Here is a 19,825-nt window from a genome sequence, read left to right as displayed (position 1 = left end):
TCCATAGGAGACGAGTAACCATGCGAGTCTATTACGATCGCGACGCCGACGTGAACCTCATCAAAGGCAAGAAGGTCGCGATCATCGGCTTCGGCAGCCAGGGCCATGCCCATGCGCTGAACCTCAAGGATAGCGGCGTGCGCGAGATGGCGATCGGGCTTCGCCCCGGTTCCGGCAGCGCCAAGAAGGCGGAAGCGGCGGGCTTTCAGGTGATGGACCCGGCGGAAGCCGCCCAATGGGCCGATGTGGTGATGGTGCTGACCCCGGATGAGGGCCAGGGCGATCTCTACCGCGAAAAGCTGCATGCCAACATGAAGCCGGGTGCCGCGCTCGCCTTCGCCCACGGCCTCAACGTCCACTTCAACCTGCTCGACCCGCGCGACGATATCGACGTCTTCATGATCGCGCCGAAGGGCCCGGGGCACACCGTGCGCGGCGAATACCAGAAGGGCGGCGGCGTGCCCTGCCTCGTCGCGGTCGCGCAGGACAAGTCCGGCAACGCCATGGATATCGCCCTCTCCTACGCCTCCGCCGTCGGCGGCGGCCGCGCCGGCATCATCGAGACGACCTTCAAGGAAGAATGCGAGACCGATCTTTTCGGCGAGCAGGTCGTGCTCTGCGGCGGCCTGGTCGAGCTCATCAAGGCCGGGTTCGAGACGCTGGTGGAAGCCGGCTACGCGCCCGAGATGGCCTATTTCGAGTGCCTGCACGAGGTGAAGCTCATCGTCGACCTCATCTATGAGGGCGGCATCGCCAATATGAACTACTCGATCTCGAACACCGCTGAATACGGCGAATACGTCACCGGCCCGCGCATCATCACGAGTGAGACCAAGGCCGAGATGAAGCGTGTGCTGGACGATATCCAGTCCGGCCGCTTCGCGCGGGACTGGATGCTGGAAAACCGCGTCAACCAGTCGAGCTTCAAGGCGACGCGCCGGCGCCTCGCCGAGCATCCGATCGAGGAAGTTGGCGAGAAGCTCCGCGGCATGATGCCCTGGATCTCCAAGAACCGCCTGGTGGACAAGGCGAAGAACTGACCGCCGGACTAGCTCCAGGGGCGTGACGAACGGCTGCCGCGCGCAAGCGGCAGCCGTTTTCATTTGCAGCCAGAGAGTCATTAGCCACAGCAGCCGGCCGCGCACTATGCTTCGCTCCGCCCCGGGACGGGGCATGTGAACCATGAGCACCAGGCGGAGACCGATGAACCCCGGCGAGATCGATCACAAGGCAGTCCTCGATGGCCTCCGCGCCGAATTTCTCGACAGCTTCGACGAGGAGCTGGAGATGGAGATCGACGACGAGCGGCTGGCCGAGCTCGCCTATGGCGAGCAGGCGCGGCCGCCGGGGCGCGGGATGGACCGGCGCGTCTATTTCTCCGAACTCTTCCGCCTGCAGGGCGAACTCGTGCGCTTGCAGGACTGGGTGCAGCACAACAAGCTGAAGGTCGTCGTGCTGTTCGAGGGGCGCGATGCCGCCGGCAAGGGCGGCGCCATCAAGCGCATCACCCAGCGGCTCAATCCGCGCGTCTGCCGGGTCGCGGCCCTCCCTGCGCCGAGCGAGCGGGAGCGCACGCAGTGGTATTTCCAACGCTACGTCTCCCATCTGCCGGCCGGCGGCGAAATGGTGCTCTTCGATCGCAGCTGGTACAACCGCGCCGGGGTCGAGCGCGTGATGGGCTTCTGCACCGACGAGGATGTGGACCGCTTCTTCCAGGACGTGCCGGAGTTCGAGCGGATGCTGGTCCGCTCGGGCATCATCCTCATCAAATACTGGTTCTCGATCACTGATGAGGAGCAGCACCTGCGCTTTCAGATGCGGATCAACGATCCGCTGAAGCAATGGAAGCTGAGCCCGATGGACCTCGAAAGCCGCCGCCGCTGGGAGCAGTACACCAAGGCCAAGGAAGCGATGCTGGAGCACACCCATATCCCCGAGGCGCGATGGTGGGTGGTGGAGGCGGTGGACAAGAAACGCGCCCGGCTCAATTGCATCCACCACCTGCTGAGCCAGATCCCGCATGGCGAGGTTGCCCACCCGCCGGTGATCCTGCCCGAGCGGGTGCGCAACCCCGATTATATCCGCGGGCCGATCCCGCCCGAGATGCATGTGCCATCGGTTTACTGAAAAAGTTGATCGCGGGGGGCGGCCCGAAGCCGAAGCCTGTCCTGGCGCCGGGCAAGCAGTTTCATTACACTTTCGGCATGAGTGAGACCGGAGCCGAGCTTGCCCCCACCCGCCTAGGGCCGAGTGCCGCCGCGCGAGCAGCCTGGCCGGCTGTTTCGCGGCCCGGCGCGGCCGCGGCCCTCCTCATGCCCGCGCTCGCCTGCCTCGCCGCAACGCAGTGCTGGGCCGGCCTTTCGCTGCGCGGGCTCTTCGCCGATGGCGCTTTCTACGCGGCGCAAATCTGGCTGCGGCACGGCTACTTCATCATGGAGCCGGCAAGGCTGACCGCGCAGGTGCTGGCGCAAAGCCCGGCGGCCCTCGCGCTCCATCTCGGTATCGGCGGCCCGCTGGCGATCGCCGCCCTGTTCAGCCTGACGACCAATCTGCTGCCCCTCGCCCTCCTCGCCCTCGCTGCCGCTGCCCTGCCGGTAGCGACGCGGCCCTGGGCGCTGGTGCCCCTCTTTCTCTGGCTCGCCTTCGGCATGGCCTCCAGCATCGCCAGCATCGGCGACGGGAATACCGCCGCAGCCTATCTCTGGGCGTTGTTTCTGCTGCTACTCTGGGGCGGCGCGGGATGGCGTCCGCGCCTGCTCGCCCTGCTGCTCGCGCTCGGCGCGCTCCGGCTCTACGAGGCGAATGCCTTCCTCGCCCCCTTGCTCGCGCTCGCGGGGGTCTGGCGCTATCGGCAGGAGGGTGTCGGGCCCGGGCAGCGCGGCCCCTGGCCGCGGCGCATCCTCGGCCTGATCATCCTGCTGCTGCTGGCCGCCGCACTCATCAGCCTGCATGATCTGCTCTTTCCCCGGCTGCCCGGCAATCGCGCCTCCTTGCTGGCCGATGTCATCTCCTGCCGCTGGCTTTGGGCAGAAGGTCGGCCGAACATGCCGGCCTGGCTTGGCCTGCTTGCGGTGGCGGTGCTGCCGGTGGCCTGGCTCGAAGGCCGGGCGCGGCGCTGGGGCTGGGCGGTGCTCGGCCTCGCCTTCGCCGTGGGCGGCGCGCTCGCGCTCTGGCTGCAGCCGGTCGCGGCCGCGAGTTTCGCCGCGCGGAGCAATCTCTGCCTCGTCTCTGGCCCCGCGATGCTCGCGCTCCTGCTCGCCCGCGCCTGGCGGGTGCCGGTTGTGGAGGTGGCCCGACTAGTGCCGCTCCTCAGCCTTCTCGCGCTCAGCCTCGCCTTGGCCGATGCCCGGGCGACGCTCGGCTGGCTGGGCTATACCGCCGATATGCGCCTGATCCTGGCGCAAGGCCACGGCATCATCCCGTGGGAGCAGGCGATGGCCCGGCTGCCGAGCGAAACCGCGCGCCGAAACCTGCGGGATTTCAGCTGGCCCTGGTCCACCCCGCTGATGAGCCTCTGGCTCGCGCCGCGGCCGGGGCTCGCCAGCCTCATCGCCAACCCGCCCGGCGGCGGCTGGCAGCCATTCCCGCCTGCAATCCTCGAACCGCTGCTCGCCTCCGCTTCCGGCTCCGCGCGGCCGCAAATCGCCGATGGGCTACGCGATGCCTTCCCGCGCGCGCGGTGAAAGACGCGGCAGCGTCTTCTGCCGGTCGAGCAGGCCCATACACGCGACCTCGGCGGGCTCGGGCGGGCGCAGCGGCGGCGGGAAGCCCCGCGCATCAGCAACACCCTTGGCCCGGCTGAGAAAGAAGGCGCGCCGGTAGGCCGCGTCGATATCAGCCCGGGTTTCCGCCGTCAGCGGTGCCATATCCGCCCCCCGCGCCTGCAAGGCCAGATCAAGCGCGCGGGTGCGCCGCAGGATAGCGGCATAATCTCGCCGGCTCACCTCCCAGGCAGCCAGGGCGGCATCGATTTCGCAATAATCCCGCACCGTCTGCGTGCCGTGCAGCATGGCGAAGGCCCATTGCGATCGCCCCTGCCGGATCGAGCGGCGACAGAAATCATCGAAGCTGAGCGCGCGGATCATGGTTGTGCGGGCGGAAGGCTCGAAGATCACGGTCAGCCCCTGCAAGGCTTCGAGCCGCCAGGCCAGCTCGATATCCTCGCAGCCGAAGCGGAAGATCGGGTTGAACACGCCGAACTCCGTCAGCAGCTTGCGCTTGGCTGAACTGCGCCCGCCCCAGAATTCGCGGAATGTCAGCACCTGCCCCGGGCTCATCCAATCCTGGCTGAAAAGCTGCCCCCCCGCACCGGTGACATGGCGCATCAGCGGTAGATCCGCGATCTCCGGCGCAAGCTCAGTATAGCCGAGGATGACGGTGCCCAGAGCGGGGAAGCGCAGATGCCCGGCGAGATGCGCGGTCAACAAGCTCGGCTGCGGCACGTCGTCATCGTCGAGGAAAAGCAGGATCGGCGCACGGCTGACGAAGATGCCGAAATTCTTGGCCGCCGCCAGGCCCGCCTGATTCTGGCGGAAGACGCGCATCATCGGCAGCCGGTCAGCGAAACCGGCGAGCACCGCCTGGGTGTCGTCGGCCGAGCCGTCGTCGATCACCACCAGTTCGAACCGGTCGGGCGCGAGGCGCTGGTGGATGAACCCCTCGAGCACGCGCGGCAGCAGATGAGCCCGGTTATAGGTGGTGAGGATCGCCGCGATCTCGGGTTGCTCAGGCATAGGCTTCCAGCACCGTGAAGGCTTCCTCATGCGGCAGATAGGGGTTGAGCGCCATGCGCTCGAACATGGCGCGGGATTCCGTGCCGTGGTCGTAACCGGTGACGGGCTTGCGCATGCGATGCGCGATCGGCGCGGCGTCGATCACGCCGAGGCGTAGCCCCGCGCGCTCCATCGTCACCGGCCAGATGAAATCGAGCCCCCATCCCATCCCGGCCTCCGGCCCGAAGGGCAGCAGGTGGCGCATCGCATCGCGCCGGATGGCGACGAAGGGCCCGATCTCGACGAAGCGCGTGCGCCGGGCGAGCAGCCCCGGCGCCTGCATGACGAGGCCATGATCGATGTAGCTGTCGATCGTGCGTGCCGGCTGGCAGAGCGCGAAATCGAACTGCCCGGCCAGCGCGAGGAAGCAGTCGATGAAGCCGTCCGGCAGTTCGACATCGTCATCGGAGATGAGCAGCCAATCGAAATCGCCGGCATCGGCGGTCAGCGCGTCGATGATGGTGAATTTGGGCGTCACCTCGGTATAGCGGGCGATGGTGCCCGGCAGGTCGCTGAGCCCCGCGCCGCCGAGGGCGACCGCCGCCCAGCGCTGCGTCACGGCATGGTCGCGGCTGCTCGCGCATTGATAGGCGATATGCGCCGCCGTGTTGGGCCGATGGGCGAGATAGATGCCGGCGAGAAGAACCTTAGACATGAAAGAGCCGCGCCACCTGTTCGGCCACTGCCCGCTCCGAGAGAGTGGCGTCGATCAGCGCATGGCCATTCTCCTGCAGGCTGCGCCACAGCCGGTCGTCCTCCAGCAAGGCGAGCACATGCTCAGCGAAGCCCGCGGCATCGTCGGCGATCAACAGGTGCCGCCCATCCTCGGCCGCCATGCCTTCGGCGCCGATGGCGGTGGCAACAACCGGCAGACCGCTGATCATCGCCTGCCCGACCTTGCCCTTCATTCCGGCGCCGTAGCGCAGGGGTGCGACCATCATCCGCGCCTGATCGAAGACGGGCGTGAGATCCGCGACGTAGCCCACGATCTCGATCCCGGGTTCGGTGGCCAGCGCCGCAATCTCGGGCGGTACTTCGGCACCCACGACGCGAAAGCGCGCCCCGGGCGCCCGCTCGCGCACACGCGGGAAAATCTCGCGCGCGAACCAGAGCACGGCGTCGGTATTCGGCTCATGCTGAAAGCCGCCGAGGAAGAGCAACCCGGCGCGGCCATCCGGCCCCCGCAGCGGGCGCTGCGGCGGGACGAAGACATTGGGGATGGTTTCGACCACGACATCGGGCAGCAGATCGAGCAGCATCCGCCGCTCTGCCTCGGTCACCGTGATCGTGACATCCGCCATCCGCATGCAGGAGAATTCGAGCGCCCGCAGCCGCTCCGCCTCGGTGCGGAGCGCCTCGCTTTGCCTGAGCGCCGCCTCCCGCCCAACCCGCAGGAAATGCAGATCGACGGTATCGAAGAGCACGCGCGCCCAGGGGCAATGGGTGCGCAGGATGGGGATGACCTCGGTGGCGACGATCGGGAAGCTCACCAGCGCCATGCGAAGGCTTTCGCCGAGTTCGGCCAGCGTCTCGCGCATGCCGTCAAGCCCGTAGGAGATGCGGACGACGCCGGCCTGCCGCAGCGCCTCCTCGTAGCGTCGGCGCTCGGCCTCCGGCGCCAGCGTATCGGGGAGTGCGATGGGCAGGAAGGAACAGAAGGTCACCCGCCAGCCGAGCTTCGCGATCATGCCAATCAGCGTGTGCAGGCGCAGCCCGCCGCTTTGCCGATCGAACAAGGGCAGATGGTCTGAGATGATGACGAGATCGCCGAGCGCCGGGCGCGCGCTGCCGGCCGATTGCAGAGGCTTGGCGGGGGCAGGCCCTGTAAGCAGACCCGATGGGAGCGTGGAAGGCGCCAGGCCGGCGCGATCGGTTTCCGCGATCGCCGCCTCCGGATGCGGCACGCCAAGGCCACGGAGCAGAGCGACCGCCCGGCGGAGCGGCGCCGTCAGCCGCCAGGAGGTGGAGGCATAAAGCGCGCGGAGCAGCGCGTCTTTCGCGGCAAGCCGGGCATGGAGCGCCGCAATCTCGGCGTCCCGGCCATGCCCCGCGAGATCGCCGAGCGCTGCCCGATACCCCTCGACGGCGTGGCTGCGGTCCTTGACCAGCTCGGTCAGCAGCGCGACCTCGCGACGGAGGATGGCCTCGCGCAGAAGGGCCTGCCGCTCATCCGCCCCATCCGCTGGTGCGGCGGCAAAGCCCTTTGCGTCCTCGCTGCCCACCGAGCCGGAGGGGCCAGCGGACAAATCATCAGGCGACACGGGGCTCTCCTCGGCTCTGCTCATGCTGAGTCCGTATAGGGAGGCAAGCTTGGTGACTGCAACCCTGAAGCACAAGGCCGCTGTCGCCCAGCGCGACTTCTGTTGGTGAGGTCAGAAGCGGGCGGCCACGGCATCCGGCCAGGCGGCTTCCCGGCGCATCGCCGCCGCGAGCCTCTCCCCCTCCAGATCGGCAGCCAGGCCGCTCCTTATCAGCAGCCCAGGGCAGCCTTGCGCCGCGGCGCCAGCGATATCATGGGCGAGACTATCCCCTACCGCCCAGATGCGGCCGCGGTCCGCGGGGCGGCCGAGCAGCGGCGCGAGCAGGCGGAAGGCCGCCTCGTAGATGCTGCCGCCGGGCTTGCCGATGAGGGTAACGGGCCCGCCCATCGCGGCGTAGAGCGCGGCGATGGCGCCTGGCGCCGGGGCGGTGCGGCCCTCTCCCAGCACCATGTCGAGATCCGGATTGGCACAAAGGCAGGGCAGGCCATGCGCCGCCGCCGGGGCGAGCAGCGCGCGATAGGCTTCGAGCCCGATCCGATCCGCCTCGCTGCCGAGAAGGAGGATGAAATCCGCCTCGCTGGGGTCGGCGACCGCCCACAGATCCAAACCCGCAAGCGCCGCCGCATCCTCCCCGCGCGAGAGCAGCAGGCAGCGCCTCGCCGAGACGAGGCCCGGCAAATGCCGCCCTGCCAGCAGCTGCCAGGCGACCTCGCCAGATGTCAGAACGCTATCATAATGATCGCCAGAGAGGCCGAGCGCGGCGAGGCGCGCGGCATTGGCGGCCGCACGCTTGCCGGAGTTGGAGAGGATGATGATGCGCTTGCCATCCTGCCGCAGCTGGCGCAGGCGCGCGGCCACGCCGGGATAAAGCCGCGCCCCGTCATGCAAGGTGCCGAACTGGTCGAGCAGGAAGGCATCCGCCTCCGCGGCGATCTCCGCAATCGTTTCGATCAGGCGCGGTTCTGGCACGGCAAGCTCCGACAGGCGATGGGATGGCGGGCGAGATGAGGGCCAACGATGGAAGCCGAGGCCGAGCCCCGGCGGTTCGGCGGCGGGCGGCAGTAGGAACGATTGCCCCGCCGCGCTTCGTCACGCCTTTGTGCCCGCGGATCCGCATTGCGGCCCCTCGCCCGCACCTCACCTCCACCATCGGACAATGATCGCATGGAGGAAGGTCCGATGATCAGAACGCTCAAAATGGTGCTCCCCGTCGCCGGCCTCGTCCTCGGCCTCGCCGCCTGCGCAGAGCCCGGAACGATGGCCAAGGAACCGGCGCCGACCTCGCCGATGGCCCCCTCGCCCGCCACCACCTCGCCCGTCAATCCGGTGACCGGCTCGGTGCCGAGCACCAATACGACCGGCGCGGCGCCGACCGCCCCTGGCGGCGGCGCGGGCAACGGCAGCGGTGGCTAACGCGGTCCATAGCCGCTGAAGCGCCCGCCCATCCGCTCTCGCGCCTTGGATGGGCGGGCATCGTCACCTGGTCAGATGACCCATCTGACCAGGCTCCGCGTTGAGGCAGGCTCATCACGCGCCCGGCCGGTCGCATCGAAGCGCCGCGAGCGGCTCCCATGCCAGGGGATCGTCAGATTTCGAGCCGCCGCACCGCCTCGCGCTCGCGCGCGCCCTCACCGCTCATCGCATTCTGCAGGAAGGAGAGCGCGAAGCTCACCACCAGATTGACGATGAGCGCATAAAGCGCGGCATAGCCGGGGGCGAAGACGCCGCCCAGATGCAGCGGAAAGATCGCGGCTTTGAAGCCGGTAGAGGCCGCCATGGCGGTGCCCACCACCATCCCCGCCGCCCAGCCGGTGAGCAGCGCCCCCGCCCGCATCCGCATTCGGGTGATGCCGCAGAACACGGCGGGCAAGGTCTGGATGATCCAGATGCCGCCGAGCAGCTGGAACTGGATGGCCGCCGCCGCCGGCAGGGCGAGGATGAAGCCGAGTGCGCCGAGCTTGACGATGAGCGAAATGAGCTTGGCCATGCGGGATTCCTCAAGATCGGTGGCACCCGGCTTGAGGAAGGCCTTGTAGATATCGCGCGTGAAGATATTCGCCGTCGCGATCGACATGATCGAGGCCGGCACCAGCGCGCCGATGGCGATCGCCGCGAAGGCGAGACCTGCGAACCATTGCGGAAATGCCTTGAGCATCAGCGCCGGCACCGCGAAATTCCCCTTGTACTGGGCGAAGCCGGCGGCGTAGCGCGGATCATGCGCGACGCCATCGGCGATCGCCATGAAGCCGAGCAGCGCGAGCAGGCCGAGCACCAGGGAATAGGCGGGCAGCAGCGCCGCGTTGCGCTTGATCACCCGCCCGCCATTGGCCGAGAGGATCGCCGTCATCGAATGGGGGTAGAGAAAAAGCGCGAGCGCCGAGCCGAGCGCGAGCGTCGCATAGGCGCCGTAGCTGCCGAGGCTCGCGCCATGCGGGGCGGCGAGCAGCAGCTTCTGCGGCGGCACTGCGGCGAAGATCTTGCCCCAGCCGCCGAGCTGGGTCGGAATGACCACCGCGGCGGCGATCACCGTCACGTAGATCAGCAGATCCTTGACGACCGCGATCATCGCCGGCGCACGCAGCCCGCTGGTGTAGGTGAAGGCAGCCAGCACGATGAAGGCGAGGATCAGCGGCACCTCCGCCATCAGCCCATGCCCTTCGAGGCCGAGCGCCGCCAGCACCACCTCCATGCCGACCAACTGCAAGGCGATATAGGGCATCGTCGCAAGAATGCCGGTCACGGCGATGGCGAGCGAGAGGCCGGGGCTGCCATAGCGGCCGCGGACGAATTCCGGCGCGGTCAGATAGCCATGGCGCTTGCAGATCCGCCAGAGCTTGGGAAAGACCACGAAGAGCACCGGGTAGATCAGGATCGTGTACGGCACCGCGAAGAAGCCGACCGCGCCCACGCCATAGATCAGCGCCGGCACCGCGACGAAGGTATAGGCGGTGTAGAGATCGCCGCCGAGCAGGAACCAGGCGACGAGCGTGCCGAAGCGCCGGCCGCCGAGGCCCCATTCATGCAGCGTATCGAGATCCCCCCGCCGCCATCTGGCGCCGAGAAAGCCGAGCACGGTGACGAAGACGAAGAGGATCAGAAAGACGACCAGCGCGACCGGCTGGAGGGCCAGTGATTGCATCACGCATCGTCTCCGGGGCCGGCGTCACGCTCTTCGCGCCAGAAAACAATAGCGATGATCACCGCGCAGAGGATCACCCAGAGCATCTGATACCAGTAGAAGAAGGGAAAGCCCCAGAGGCTCGGGCCTTGGCTATTGTAGCAGCCGACCGCGAGGACGCCGATGAAGGGCAGAAGCAGCAACAGCCGCCAGGCCCATGCCGTGGTTGGGGGTTTTCGTGCCATGGCGTCCTCCGCTCGCGCGCGCCCCGCGGCTCCGGTGCGGCTTGAGGTTTCCCTACCAAGCCGCCCTCGCCCCGGCAATTCCCCTTATTTCGGCGGGGGAACGCCGGCCGCGGCCAGGGCTTCCGCCTGCCGGGCGGCGAGCGCCGCCTCGTCGAAGCCTGCGGTCACCTCGCGATAGAGCTTGCTCCAGTTGAGTTCGGCCTTGAGGCGGAGGAAGACGCTGCCAAGCCCGACGGCAGAGCGGTCCATCAGCACGAATTCGCGCGGCGGCCGCACACCGCCGATGCTCTTGAGGCCGGCATGCACCTCCTCGGCCACCGCCCGGCCGAAATTACCCTCGCCGTTTTCCTGGATGCGGCGCACCCGGTCATCCAGCAGCGGCTCGTAGAGGAACCGCGCCCAGCCGTTGAGTACCTGCACCTTGCGCGGCGTGATATCGGCGAAACCCCAATTCACGTAAGCCTGCGCCGCCTTCTCGTCATCGGCGTCGCGCACCGCCTCGAAAAGGTCGATCACGCCGCGCACGAAGCTCGGCGGAAAGACGCGAATGGCCCCGAAATCCAGCAGGTTGACGCCGCCATCAGCCCGCACCTGATAGTTGCCGAGGTGCGGGTCCCCGTGGATAACGCCGTATTGGTAGAAGGGCACGTACCAGGCGCGGAACAGGGCCTCGGCCACCCGGTTGCGGGCCTCCTGCGTTGGCTCGGTCTCCAGCCAGCGCTGCAGCGGCCCGCCATCGAGCCAGGTCATCGTCAACAGCCGCGCCGTCGTCAGCTCGGCGATCGGCTCGGGTACATGGATGTCGGCGATCGGGGCGAGCATGGTGCGATAGAGGCGCATCTGCGCCGCCTCACGCTCGTAATCCAGCTCCTCGCGCAGCCGTTCGGAGAGTTCCTTGTAGATCTCGTCGTGCTGGATCGCATTGTCCATGCGGTGATAGATCGCCATGGCGAGCTTGAGCTGGCGGAGATCGGCCTCCACCGTGCTCGGCATGTCGGGATATTGCAGCTTGCAGGCGGCGGCGCGGCCATCCGGCAGCACCGCCTTGTGGACCTGGCCGAGGCTCGCCGCCGCCGCTGCCTCCTGGCCGAAGCTCTGGAAGCGGGATTGCCAGCCGGCGCCCAGCTCGCCCGACATGCGGCGGCGGACAAAGGCCCAGCCCATCGGCGGCGCATTGGCCTGCAATTCCGAAAGCTCGACGGCATATTCCTCCGGCAAGGCATCGGGGATGGTGGTGAGGATCTGCGCCACCTTCATCAGCGGGCCCTTGAGGCCGCCGAGGATCTGCCGGAGATCCTCGGCATGGGCGGCACGATCGGTCTTGATGCCGAAGACCCGTTCGCCAGCGACGCGGGCGGCGATGCCGCCCACCGCGCCCGAGGTCCGCGCGAAACGGCGCACGCTGCCCAGAAAGGTCGCGTCCTGCCGGCTATCTCTCTCGGCCATGCGGCTCAAGCCCTCGCGCTATGCGGGGCGGAGGGATCGGCCGCCTCCAGTTCATCGATGAAGCCGGCGATCACGTCGAGCCCGCGCGCCCAGAAGGCGGGATCGGCGGCATCGAGGCCGAAGGGGGCGAGCAACTCCCGGTGCCGCTTGGTGCCGCCAGCCTTCAGCATGTCGAGGTATTTTTCCTGAAAGCGCGGATGGCCGCCGGCAAATTCGGCGTAGAGCGCATTCACCAGGCAGTCACCGAAGGCATAGGCATAGACGTAGAAGGGGGAGTGCACGAAATGCGGCACATAGGCCCAGTAATTGGCGTAATCCGGCGTGAAATCGAAGGCCGGGCCCAGGCTTTCTGACTGCACTTCGAACCAGATCTCGCCCAGCCGCTCGGGCAGCAGCTCGGCCGCACGCCGCTCCTCATGCACGCGGGTCTCGAAGCGGTAGAAGGCGATCTGCCGCACCACGGTATTGAGCATGTCCTCCACCTTGGCGGCGAGCATGAGGCGGCGCCGTGCCGGATCGCGCTCGGCATCGAGGATGGCGCGGAAGGTCAGCATCTCGCCGAAGACGCTCGCCGTCTCGGCCAGGGTCAGCGGCGTCGCGGAGCGGAGGTAGCCCTGCGCCTGGCCGGCGAGGATCTGATGCACGCCGTGGCCCAATTCATGGGCGAGGGTCATCACGTCGCGGGCGCGGCCGTGGTAGTTCAGCAGGATATAGGGATGGGCTTCCGGCACGGTCGGGTGGGCGAAGGCACCGCCCGACTTGCCGGGGCGCAGCTCGGCATCAATCCAGGGATTGTCGAAGAAGCGCTGGCCGATCTGGGCGAGGACCGGGCTGAAGGCGCCATAGGCGGAGAGCACGCGCTCGCGCGCTTCTGCCCAGGAGATCTTCCGGTCGGCATCCGCCGGCAGCGGGGCGTTGCGATCCCAGTGCTGCAGCTTCGGCAGGCCGAGCCAGCGGGCCTTGAGCCCGTAATAGCGGTGCGAGAGGCGGGCGTAATTGCCGACCACGGCCGAGACCAGCGCCTCGACGACCTCATCTTCCACCATGTTGGAGCGGTTGCGGTAGCTGCCGGGCTTCGGGTAGTGGCGCCAGCGGTCGATCGTCTCCTTATCCTTGGCGAGCGTATTGGTGATGAGGGCGAAGAGGCGGATATTCTCGGCCAGGGTCTGGCTGATGCCGGCGGCCGCCGTCTGCCGCCGCTCGCGGGAAGGGTCGGACAGGCGGTTCAGCGCATCGCTGACGGTCAGCGTCTCCTCGCCCAGGCGCACGCGGAGCGCCGCCATGGTCTCATCGAAAAGCCGGCTCCAGGCGGCAGCGCCCGTGACCTCCTTTTCGTGCAGAAGCTGCTCCATCTCATCCGAAAGCTGGTGCGGCTTGAAGATCCGCAGATCGTCGAGCCAGGATTTCCAGGGGGCGAGCGCGGGATCGCTCAGCTTGGCCGCCAGGCCCGCCTCGTCCAGCCGGTTCAGCTCTAAGGTGAAGAAGAGGAGATCGGTCGAAATCTCCGTCACCCGCTCGCTCATGGACTGGTAGAAGCGGCCGATCGCGGCATTGCTGCCATCGCCGCTGAAGAGCAGCTGCGCATAGGACATGATCCGGCCGAGCCGAGCCTCGATCGCCTCGTAGCGGGCGAGCGCGGTGGCGAGATCCGCCCCCGGCAGCGCCGCCAGCATGCCGGCATAGGCGGCGCGGAAGGCAGCCGCCTCCGCCCGCGCCTCATCCAGCGCGCGGGCAAGCTCGGGGCTCTCCATGCCGGGATAGAGATCGGCCAGATCCCAGCGGGGCAAAGCCTCGGGCGTGGCGGACGGGTTCGGCGCCATGGAACCTTCCGCCGCGGCCGGAGTTGGGCATCGTCGCATCGTCACGTTCTCCAGTCTCTCGGCAATCTGCCTTCGCGTAATCTAAGGCATGCGGCGGCGGCCTCCTAGCAGCCACCGGATCGGGGGAAGCGGCGCATGGCTGCCCCCTCTCCCGCGCGCCTGCACCGGGCACCGGTCAATCCGCCGCAAGCCGCGACTCCACCTCGCCCTCATGCCGGCGGGATTGCGCGCGCACCAGCCGCGCCATCGTCCGCAGGTCCGAATCCTGAAGGCGCAGCGCCGCTTCGACCCAGATTTCGACCACGTCGATCAGCTCTTCCCGGGTGATCGGGTTGATGCGGTGGCGGGTTTCCATCACCGCGCGGTGGGTGTTGTAGCGGCGGTCGAGCCGCCCGATATAGGCACGCACCGCCGCCTCGCCTTCCCCGTCCTCGGCGACGTGATCGACGATGCCCATCTCGTGCATCTCGTCCGCCGAGAACATCCGCCCGCTGAGGATGAGCTTTTCCGCCCGCGCCGCATCGAGCCGGCGGGAGAGGAAGGAATAGGCGCCCATGCCGGGGAAGAGGTTGAAGAGCACCTCAGGCAGGCCGAAGGTGGCGCTCCGTTCGGCCACGATATGGTGGCAGGATAGCGCCGCCTCGAATCCGCCACCGAGGGCGGCGCCTTGCACGAGCCCGACCGTGATCACCCTTTGGTCATACCCGGTGATGTTCTGAAAGACCGCGTCGATGCAGGCATGGCCATAGGCCCGTAGCGCCTCGCGATCGGCCGCCCGGATCTTCTCACGGAAGAGATCGAGATCGCCGCCGAGATTGAAGCTGCCCGGCACGCGGGAGCCGAAGACGAAGTAGCGGAACGGATCCGCGTCTGCCGTCGCCTGGTAGATATGGCGCTGCATATCGTTGAGGTCGTTAAGGAGTTGCGGTGTAAAGCTGGGGCGGCCCGCTGGGCGCATATAGCAGAACAGCGTCTTGAGGGGGGCTTCGAGGATGATATCGAGGGTCGCGTAGCGGTGATGCGTGAGCGCGGTGAGCGCGGCGGCGCTGACCATGCTCGACATCTCCACCGGAGCGGAGACGAGACCGAGATTGGGGGGCACGTAGGTCATGCGGAGAGCTCCTGAAATTGCGCCTTGGGCGCCTGCTGCTTGCCAGGCCGATCCTGGTGCCGTCAGCCCTCCTATTGTCCCTGTTTTTCGTCCGGATGCCGCATTTTTCGGGGTACATCTGCGTGTCACCCACGCCATCCACCGTCGCCTGCCCCGATGGAGAATAATCTTCTGCGGCCAGCCGAAGCGGAGTATATTCCGAGGCTCTCGTGTCGGGAGTAGGCGTCTATCTCTGTCTGGATGGACCAACTAGCCGCCAAATGGAGCGGGCATGGCTTTTGTTGTCATCGTGGACGATCGGGCGACCAATCGCAGCATCTTCTCCCGGCTTGCATCGTTTCTGGACGAGCAGGTCGAGGTGGAGGCCTTCGCCGCGCCTGATCCCGCGCTCCGCACCATCGGCCTCAAAATGCCGGATCTCATCATCTCGGACTATAAGATGCCGCAGATGACGGGGGCTGCCTTCACCCAGCATATCCGCGCGCTGCCTAACGGGATGGACGTGCCGATCATCGTCATCACCGCCTATGACGACCGCGCCTTCCGGCTCGAAGCGTTGGAAGCGGGGGCGACGGATTTCGTTCAGACCCCGATCGACCATCAGGAATTCATCACCCGCGCCCGCAATCTGCTCAAGTCCGGTTCCCGCCAGAAGCAGATCCGCGCCCGCGCCACGGCGCTCGCCAAAGAGCTGGAGGGGGTGGAGCAGGAACGGCGCGAGCTTCTGCGCGACAATCGGGAGCGTCTGGCCCAGGTGATCGACACCGTGCCGGCGATGATCAGCGCCCATGACCGGCGGGGAGACTGCATCTTCGCCAATGCCTATCACGTCTCGGTGCTGGGCGCCGATCCGGTGGGCTCGGCCAGACCCGACGACGAGCAGGCCAGCCGCTCCCGCCAACTCGATGCCCGCATTCTGGCGAGCGGCCTCCCGCTCCCGGCTTTCGAGGAAGAGGTCGCCGATCAGACCGGGGCGCGGCGCGTCTTCCTCACCACCAAAACGCCGATCAAGGCGGCGAGCGGCCTCGTCGAAGGGGTCTTGACCACCTCGCTCGACATTACCGAGCGCAAGCGCGCCGAGGAACATCTGCATCATGTGGCCAACCACGACCCGCTGACCGGCCTGCCCAACCGCCATGCGCTCTACAGCCGCCTTGACGATGTGATCGACGCCGCATCGAGCGAGGGGCTGGAATTCGCCCTGCATTTCCTCGATCTCGACCGTTTCAAGAGCATCAGCCACGCCTATGGCCACCATAACGGCGATCTTTTGCTGGCGGCGGTGGCGCAGCGCATGTCCTCCCTGCTCGGCCCGGAGGATTTCATCGGCCGCCTTGGCGGCGATGAATTCGCGATCATCCAGACCGGAATCGGCAGCGGCCCGACGGCCGCGACGCGCGCGCGTACTTTCGCTGAAACAATTCGGGCCTCGCTCACCGAGCCGTTTCTGATCGATGGGCTCAGCATGCATACGAGTTGCAGCCTGGGGACGGCGCTTTTTCCCCGACATGGGGAAACCTCGGACAGTCTGCAACAGAGCGCCGATCTCGCGATGTACCAGGCGAAATCGCGCGGCCGGAACATGGTCTGCCTCTATGAGCCGGGGCTGCAGGCTTCCGTGCGCGAGGCCGCCCAGATCGAGAGCGATCTGCGCGCCGCCCTGATCCGCCACGAACTCGTGCTGCACTACCAGCCGCAGCAGGATACCCGCAGCGGCGCGATCGTCGGCGTCGAGGCACTGCTCCGCTGGGCGAGGCCCGGCCACGGCACGGTCTATCCGGACCGTTTCCTGCCGATCGCGGAAGAGGCGGGGCTGATGACCGCGATCAACCTCTGGGTGCTGGATACCGCCTGCCGGCAGGCAGCGCAGTGGCAGAGCGAGGGCATGGCGACGCGGGTGAGCATCAACCTCTCCGCCTCGCTCTTCCGCCATCATGACGTGGCAAGCCTCGTGGTTGCCGCGATCGACCGCTCCGGCGTCTCGCCGCACCTCATCGATCTCGAGCTGACAGAGACCATCATGCTCGAAGACCATGAAGCCGCGCACAGGCAGATCGCCGCCCTGCAAGCGCGGGGAGTGACCTTTTCGATCGACGATTTCGGCACCGGCTACGCGTCTTTTACCTATATCGAGCGATTGCCCGTCAATCGGGTAAAAGTCGATCAAGGATTCATCCGCAATATTTCGAGCCGGCCGGAAGGCCTCGCCGTCATCCGCGCGATCATCGCGCTTGGCCAGGGGCTCGGCATGCGGGTGATCGCGGAAGGTGTCGAGACGGAGGAGCAGCTGCGCACCCTCAAGCGGGAAGGTTGCGACGAAGTGCAAGGCTATCTGTTCAGCCGGCCGCTGGAGCCGGCGGCCTTTGCCCGCTACCGGAACGCCCGCAGCCACGGCTCGCCCGCCATGGCCGAGCCCTCCGCGCAGCATTGAGCCGGGGCGCGACAGCATGAACCGCTTCGCCACGGGCCTGCGCTTTATCCGAGCGCGGCTGAAACTCGGGCGCGCGAACGAGCATCAGATCATCCTCAATCGCCTCGTCATGGGTTTCGGCGCGCTCTTCTATCTCAGCTATGAATGGTCCCGCGGCGCGCTCGTCCGGCCTGAACTCATGATGCCGGCAAGCGCGACCTACGCGGTGCTCGGCCTCGTCTTCTTCTTCGATCTGATCATCCGCGGCCGGCCATCCCGCTTTCGGCTGATGCTGCAGATCATCGCCGACACCACCGCCCTCTCCTTCGGCATGCATTACGGCGGGCAGATCGCCGCCCCGCTCTATCCCATCTATCTCTGGGCGGTGCTCGGCTACGGCTTTCGCTTCGGCATCCCCTATCTGCGCGCCGCCATGGGCTGCGCTGCCCTCGGCTTCGGCATCTGTTTCGCGACCACCCCATACTGGCGGAACGATCCCTATCTCTCCAGCGGGCTGCTGATCGGGCTGATCGCTATTCCTCTCTATGCCGGCTCGCTCATCCGCAGCCTCTCCGCCGCCAAGCAGCAGGCCGAGCAGGCGAGCCAGGCCAAGAGCCTCTTCCTCGCGAGCGTCAGCCACGAGTTGCGCACGCCGCTCAACGCCGTCATCGGGATGAGCGATCTCCTGGCCGGCAGCCGGCTCGACCGCGAGCAGCAGGAGATGGTCCGCACCACCGGCAGCGCCGCCCGCTCCCTCTTGGATCTCATCGACGGCATCCTCGATTTCTCGCGTATCGAGGCGGGGCGCATGCCGCGCCAGCAGGTGCCCTTCTCGCTCGCCGAGCTTCTGGTGGAGATCGAGAAACTCGTCGCCGTCCCCGCCGCCGCCAAGGGCATCGTGCTTTCGACCTTCCTGGCCCCCGGGGTGCCGGCGCGCCTGGTGGGAGACCCCCGCCACCTCACCGATATCCTGCGCAACCTCGTGAGCAACGCGGTCAAGTTCACCATGCAGGGTTCAGTGGTGATCTCGGTTAAGCCGCTGCCGCCGCGGGACGGCGAGAGGCTGCGCCTCGCCTTCGAGGTGACAGATACCGGAATCGGCATCGCGCCCGCCGCGCAAGCCCGGATCTTCGACAGCTTCACCCAGGCCGATGAGACGATCATCGACCGTTTCGGCGGAACCGGGCTCGGCCTTGCGATCGCCCGTCGGCTGAGCGAGGCCCTGGGCGGCTCGATCGCCGTCCGCAGCCAGTTGGGCGCGGGCAGCACCTTCCAGCTGGAACTGCCGTTCCTGCCGGCCGAGCCGCCGGCGCCGCCGCTCCCCGCGCTCAACCTTGCCCTGATCACCACCGACCCGGCCGGTTGCCAGGCCTTCATCCGCCGCTTGGAAGACCGCGGCATGACGGTCTTTGCCCGGATCCTCCGCCATCCAGTGGCACCGGAGGCGGTCCATGCCGCGATCGGCGAGGCCCGCGGGCTCGACGGGCTCTTCATCGACCATTTCGGCCTGGCGAGCCTGAGGGAAGATCTGACGACACTGCCGGCCGCGGGCCAGGCGGAGCGGCCGAGCATCCTCCTGCTCGATGGCGGCGCGGAGCCTGCCCTGCCCGACCGCGCCTTCGAGCGATTGATCCTTTCCCGGCTGCCACGCCAGGAGCCGAGCGAGGCCACGCTTGACCACCTGCTCCGCTTCCTGGCGGCGCGCCGCCGGCCCGGGGCGCTTGCGCCCATGGCGCTCGGGCAGATGGGCCCACCTCAGCATATCCTCATCGCCGACGACAACCACATCAACCAGGCCGTGCTCGGCAAGATTCTGGAGCGCGGCGGCCACACCTACACCGTGGTCGATAATGGCGAGGAGGCGCTCGACGCACTGGAGGAGCAGGACTTCTCCCTCGTTCTGATGGATGTGAACATGCCCGTGCTGAACGGGCTCGACGCGACCAAGCTTTACCGCTTCAGCGCCGTCGGCAAGCCGCATCTGCCGATCCTGGCGCTGACCGCCGATGCCTCGCCCGAGACCGCCACCCGCTGCGCCGAGGCCGGCATGGATCTCTGCCTCGTCAAACCGATCGAAGCGGCCCGGCTGCTGAAGATCATCGCCCGTTTCGCGGACCGTCCGGCGGGCGCTGCCTTGCCGCGCGGCCTCGCTCTCGGGGAAAGCCTGCCCGAAGCCGCCGCAGGCGAGGTGGCAGAGGCGCCGGCCCATACCCTCAGCCCACGCAAGCTTGAAGAGCTTGTCCGGCTCGGCGGGCCGGATTTCGCCCGCGATCTGGCGCATGAATTCCTTGCCGATGCCGAGAGCCTGCTCCTCAGCATGAAGGCCGCCTATCGCGCGGGGGACTTCGCCCTTTTCCAGGCCGAGGCGCATGCCCTGTCCAGCGCCGCGGCCAATATCGGGGCGGAGCGCATCACACGGCTCTGCCGCGCCTGCCGCAAGCTCTCAGCCGCCGAACCGCAGGCGATCGATGCCATGCTGCTCGATCTCGGGGAGGAGACGGCGCGGGTAGCCGATGCCGTCCGCATCGAATATGCGCGATAGAGCGCCTGCTTCCCTGCCCCCGTCGGGCTGGCGCCCAAGCCGGATCAATCCTGCCAGCTTTCGGCGACATCCCGTTTTATAGAAGCGGGCATCAACGCGC

The 19,825-nt window shown here is 67.5% G+C and carries 15 protein-coding genes; 6 read left to right on the top strand and 9 right to left on the bottom strand.

Annotated features, from left to right (window positions below):
* The first annotated feature begins 20 nt into the window (after window positions 1-20).
* The 3 genes from ilvC (at window position 21) to ACYQ7X_RS07790 (ending at window position 3,683) form a co-directional block, all read left to right on the top strand.
* Window positions 21-1,040, top strand: coding sequence for a ketol-acid reductoisomerase (gene ilvC, locus ACYQ7X_RS07800; RefSeq protein ID WP_459696371.1), 1,020 nt, complete (start codon window positions 21-23; stop codon window positions 1,038-1,040).
* 163 nt (window positions 1,041-1,203) lie between these two features.
* The gene (ppk2, locus tag ACYQ7X_RS07795) at window positions 1,204-2,127 is read left to right on the top strand and encodes a polyphosphate kinase 2 (RefSeq protein WP_459696370.1); all 924 of its coding nucleotides are present in this window, start codon (window positions 1,204-1,206) and stop codon (window positions 2,125-2,127) included.
* A gap of 185 nt (window positions 2,128-2,312) precedes the next feature.
* Window positions 2,313-3,683, top strand: coding sequence for a hypothetical protein (locus tag ACYQ7X_RS07790; RefSeq protein WP_459696369.1), 1,371 nt, complete (start codon window positions 2,313-2,315; stop codon window positions 3,681-3,683).
* On the opposite strand, the gene ACYQ7X_RS07785 is transcribed toward ACYQ7X_RS07790, so the two are convergent.
* The 4 genes from ACYQ7X_RS07785 to ACYQ7X_RS07770 all read right to left on the bottom strand — a co-directional run bounded on the left by ACYQ7X_RS07785 (window position 3,654) and on the right by ACYQ7X_RS07770 (window position 8,002).
* Window positions 3,654-4,733 (bottom strand): glycosyltransferase family 2 protein, encoded by a 1,080-nt coding sequence (locus ACYQ7X_RS07785; protein WP_459696368.1) that lies wholly within the window; start codon window positions 4,731-4,733, stop codon window positions 3,654-3,656. The two genes, ACYQ7X_RS07790 and ACYQ7X_RS07785, sit on opposite strands and share 30 nt — an antisense overlap.
* The gene (locus ACYQ7X_RS07780) at window positions 4,726-5,427 is read right to left on the bottom strand and encodes a hypothetical protein (protein ID WP_459696367.1); all 702 of its coding nucleotides are present in this window, start codon (window positions 5,425-5,427) and stop codon (window positions 4,726-4,728) included. The genes ACYQ7X_RS07785 and ACYQ7X_RS07780 overlap by 8 nt, the downstream gene beginning before the upstream one ends.
* On the bottom strand, window positions 5,420-7,033 hold the full coding sequence (locus ACYQ7X_RS07775; RefSeq protein ID WP_459696365.1) for a glycosyltransferase: 1,614 nt from the start codon (window positions 7,031-7,033) through the stop codon (window positions 5,420-5,422). Before ACYQ7X_RS07775 ends, ACYQ7X_RS07780 begins: the two co-directional genes overlap by 8 nt.
* 111 nt (window positions 7,034-7,144) lie before the next feature.
* Complete coding sequence (locus ACYQ7X_RS07770) at window positions 7,145-8,002, bottom strand: TIGR01459 family HAD-type hydrolase (protein ID WP_459696364.1); 858 nt, start codon at window positions 8,000-8,002, stop codon at window positions 7,145-7,147.
* A 210-nt stretch (window positions 8,003-8,212) separates the two neighbouring features.
* Between ACYQ7X_RS07770 and ACYQ7X_RS07765 the strand changes: the two genes are divergently transcribed.
* Window positions 8,213-8,446 (top strand): hypothetical protein, encoded by a 234-nt coding sequence (locus ACYQ7X_RS07765; protein ID WP_459696363.1) that lies wholly within the window; start codon window positions 8,213-8,215, stop codon window positions 8,444-8,446.
* Between the two features lie 172 nt (window positions 8,447-8,618).
* Here ACYQ7X_RS07765 and mctP read toward each other — a convergent pair whose 3' ends face one another.
* The 5 genes from mctP to ACYQ7X_RS07740 form a co-directional block, all read right to left on the bottom strand.
* The gene (gene mctP, locus ACYQ7X_RS07760; protein ID WP_459696362.1) at window positions 8,619-10,172 is read right to left on the bottom strand and encodes a monocarboxylate uptake permease MctP; all 1,554 of its coding nucleotides are present in this window, start codon (window positions 10,170-10,172) and stop codon (window positions 8,619-8,621) included.
* A complete protein-coding gene (locus ACYQ7X_RS07755) occupies window positions 10,172-10,396 on the bottom strand; it encodes a DUF3311 domain-containing protein (protein ID WP_459696361.1) in 225 nt (74 codons plus the stop codon). Before ACYQ7X_RS07755 ends, mctP begins: the two co-directional genes overlap by 1 nt.
* 84 nt (window positions 10,397-10,480) lie before the next feature.
* Complete coding sequence (locus tag ACYQ7X_RS07750; RefSeq protein ID WP_459696360.1) at window positions 10,481-11,842, bottom strand: ABC1 kinase family protein; 1,362 nt, start codon at window positions 11,840-11,842, stop codon at window positions 10,481-10,483.
* A gap of 5 nt (window positions 11,843-11,847) precedes the next feature.
* Complete coding sequence (locus tag ACYQ7X_RS07745; RefSeq protein ID WP_459696359.1) at window positions 11,848-13,662, bottom strand: M3 family oligoendopeptidase; 1,815 nt, start codon at window positions 13,660-13,662, stop codon at window positions 11,848-11,850.
* Between the two features lie 175 nt (window positions 13,663-13,837).
* On the bottom strand, window positions 13,838-14,773 hold the full coding sequence (locus ACYQ7X_RS07740) for a crotonase/enoyl-CoA hydratase family protein (RefSeq protein WP_459696358.1): 936 nt from the start codon (window positions 14,771-14,773) through the stop codon (window positions 13,838-13,840).
* 271 nt (window positions 14,774-15,044) lie between these two features.
* Here ACYQ7X_RS07740 and ACYQ7X_RS07735 point away from each other — a divergent pair, with 271 nt between their 5' ends.
* Window positions 15,045-17,204: a GGDEF/EAL domain-containing response regulator gene (locus ACYQ7X_RS07735; protein WP_459696357.1), complete on the top strand. Its 2,160-nt coding sequence runs from the start codon at window positions 15,045-15,047 to the stop codon at window positions 17,202-17,204.
* A 16-nt stretch (window positions 17,205-17,220) separates the two neighbouring features.
* Window positions 17,221-19,725: a hybrid sensor histidine kinase/response regulator gene (locus ACYQ7X_RS07730; protein ID WP_459696356.1), complete on the top strand. Its 2,505-nt coding sequence runs from the start codon at window positions 17,221-17,223 to the stop codon at window positions 19,723-19,725.
* Window positions 19,726-19,825: the final 100 nt, after the last annotated feature.

This window comes from Acidisoma sp. C75 (assembly GCF_054665095.1).
This window is presented reverse-complemented; position numbering and strand designations above follow the sequence as displayed.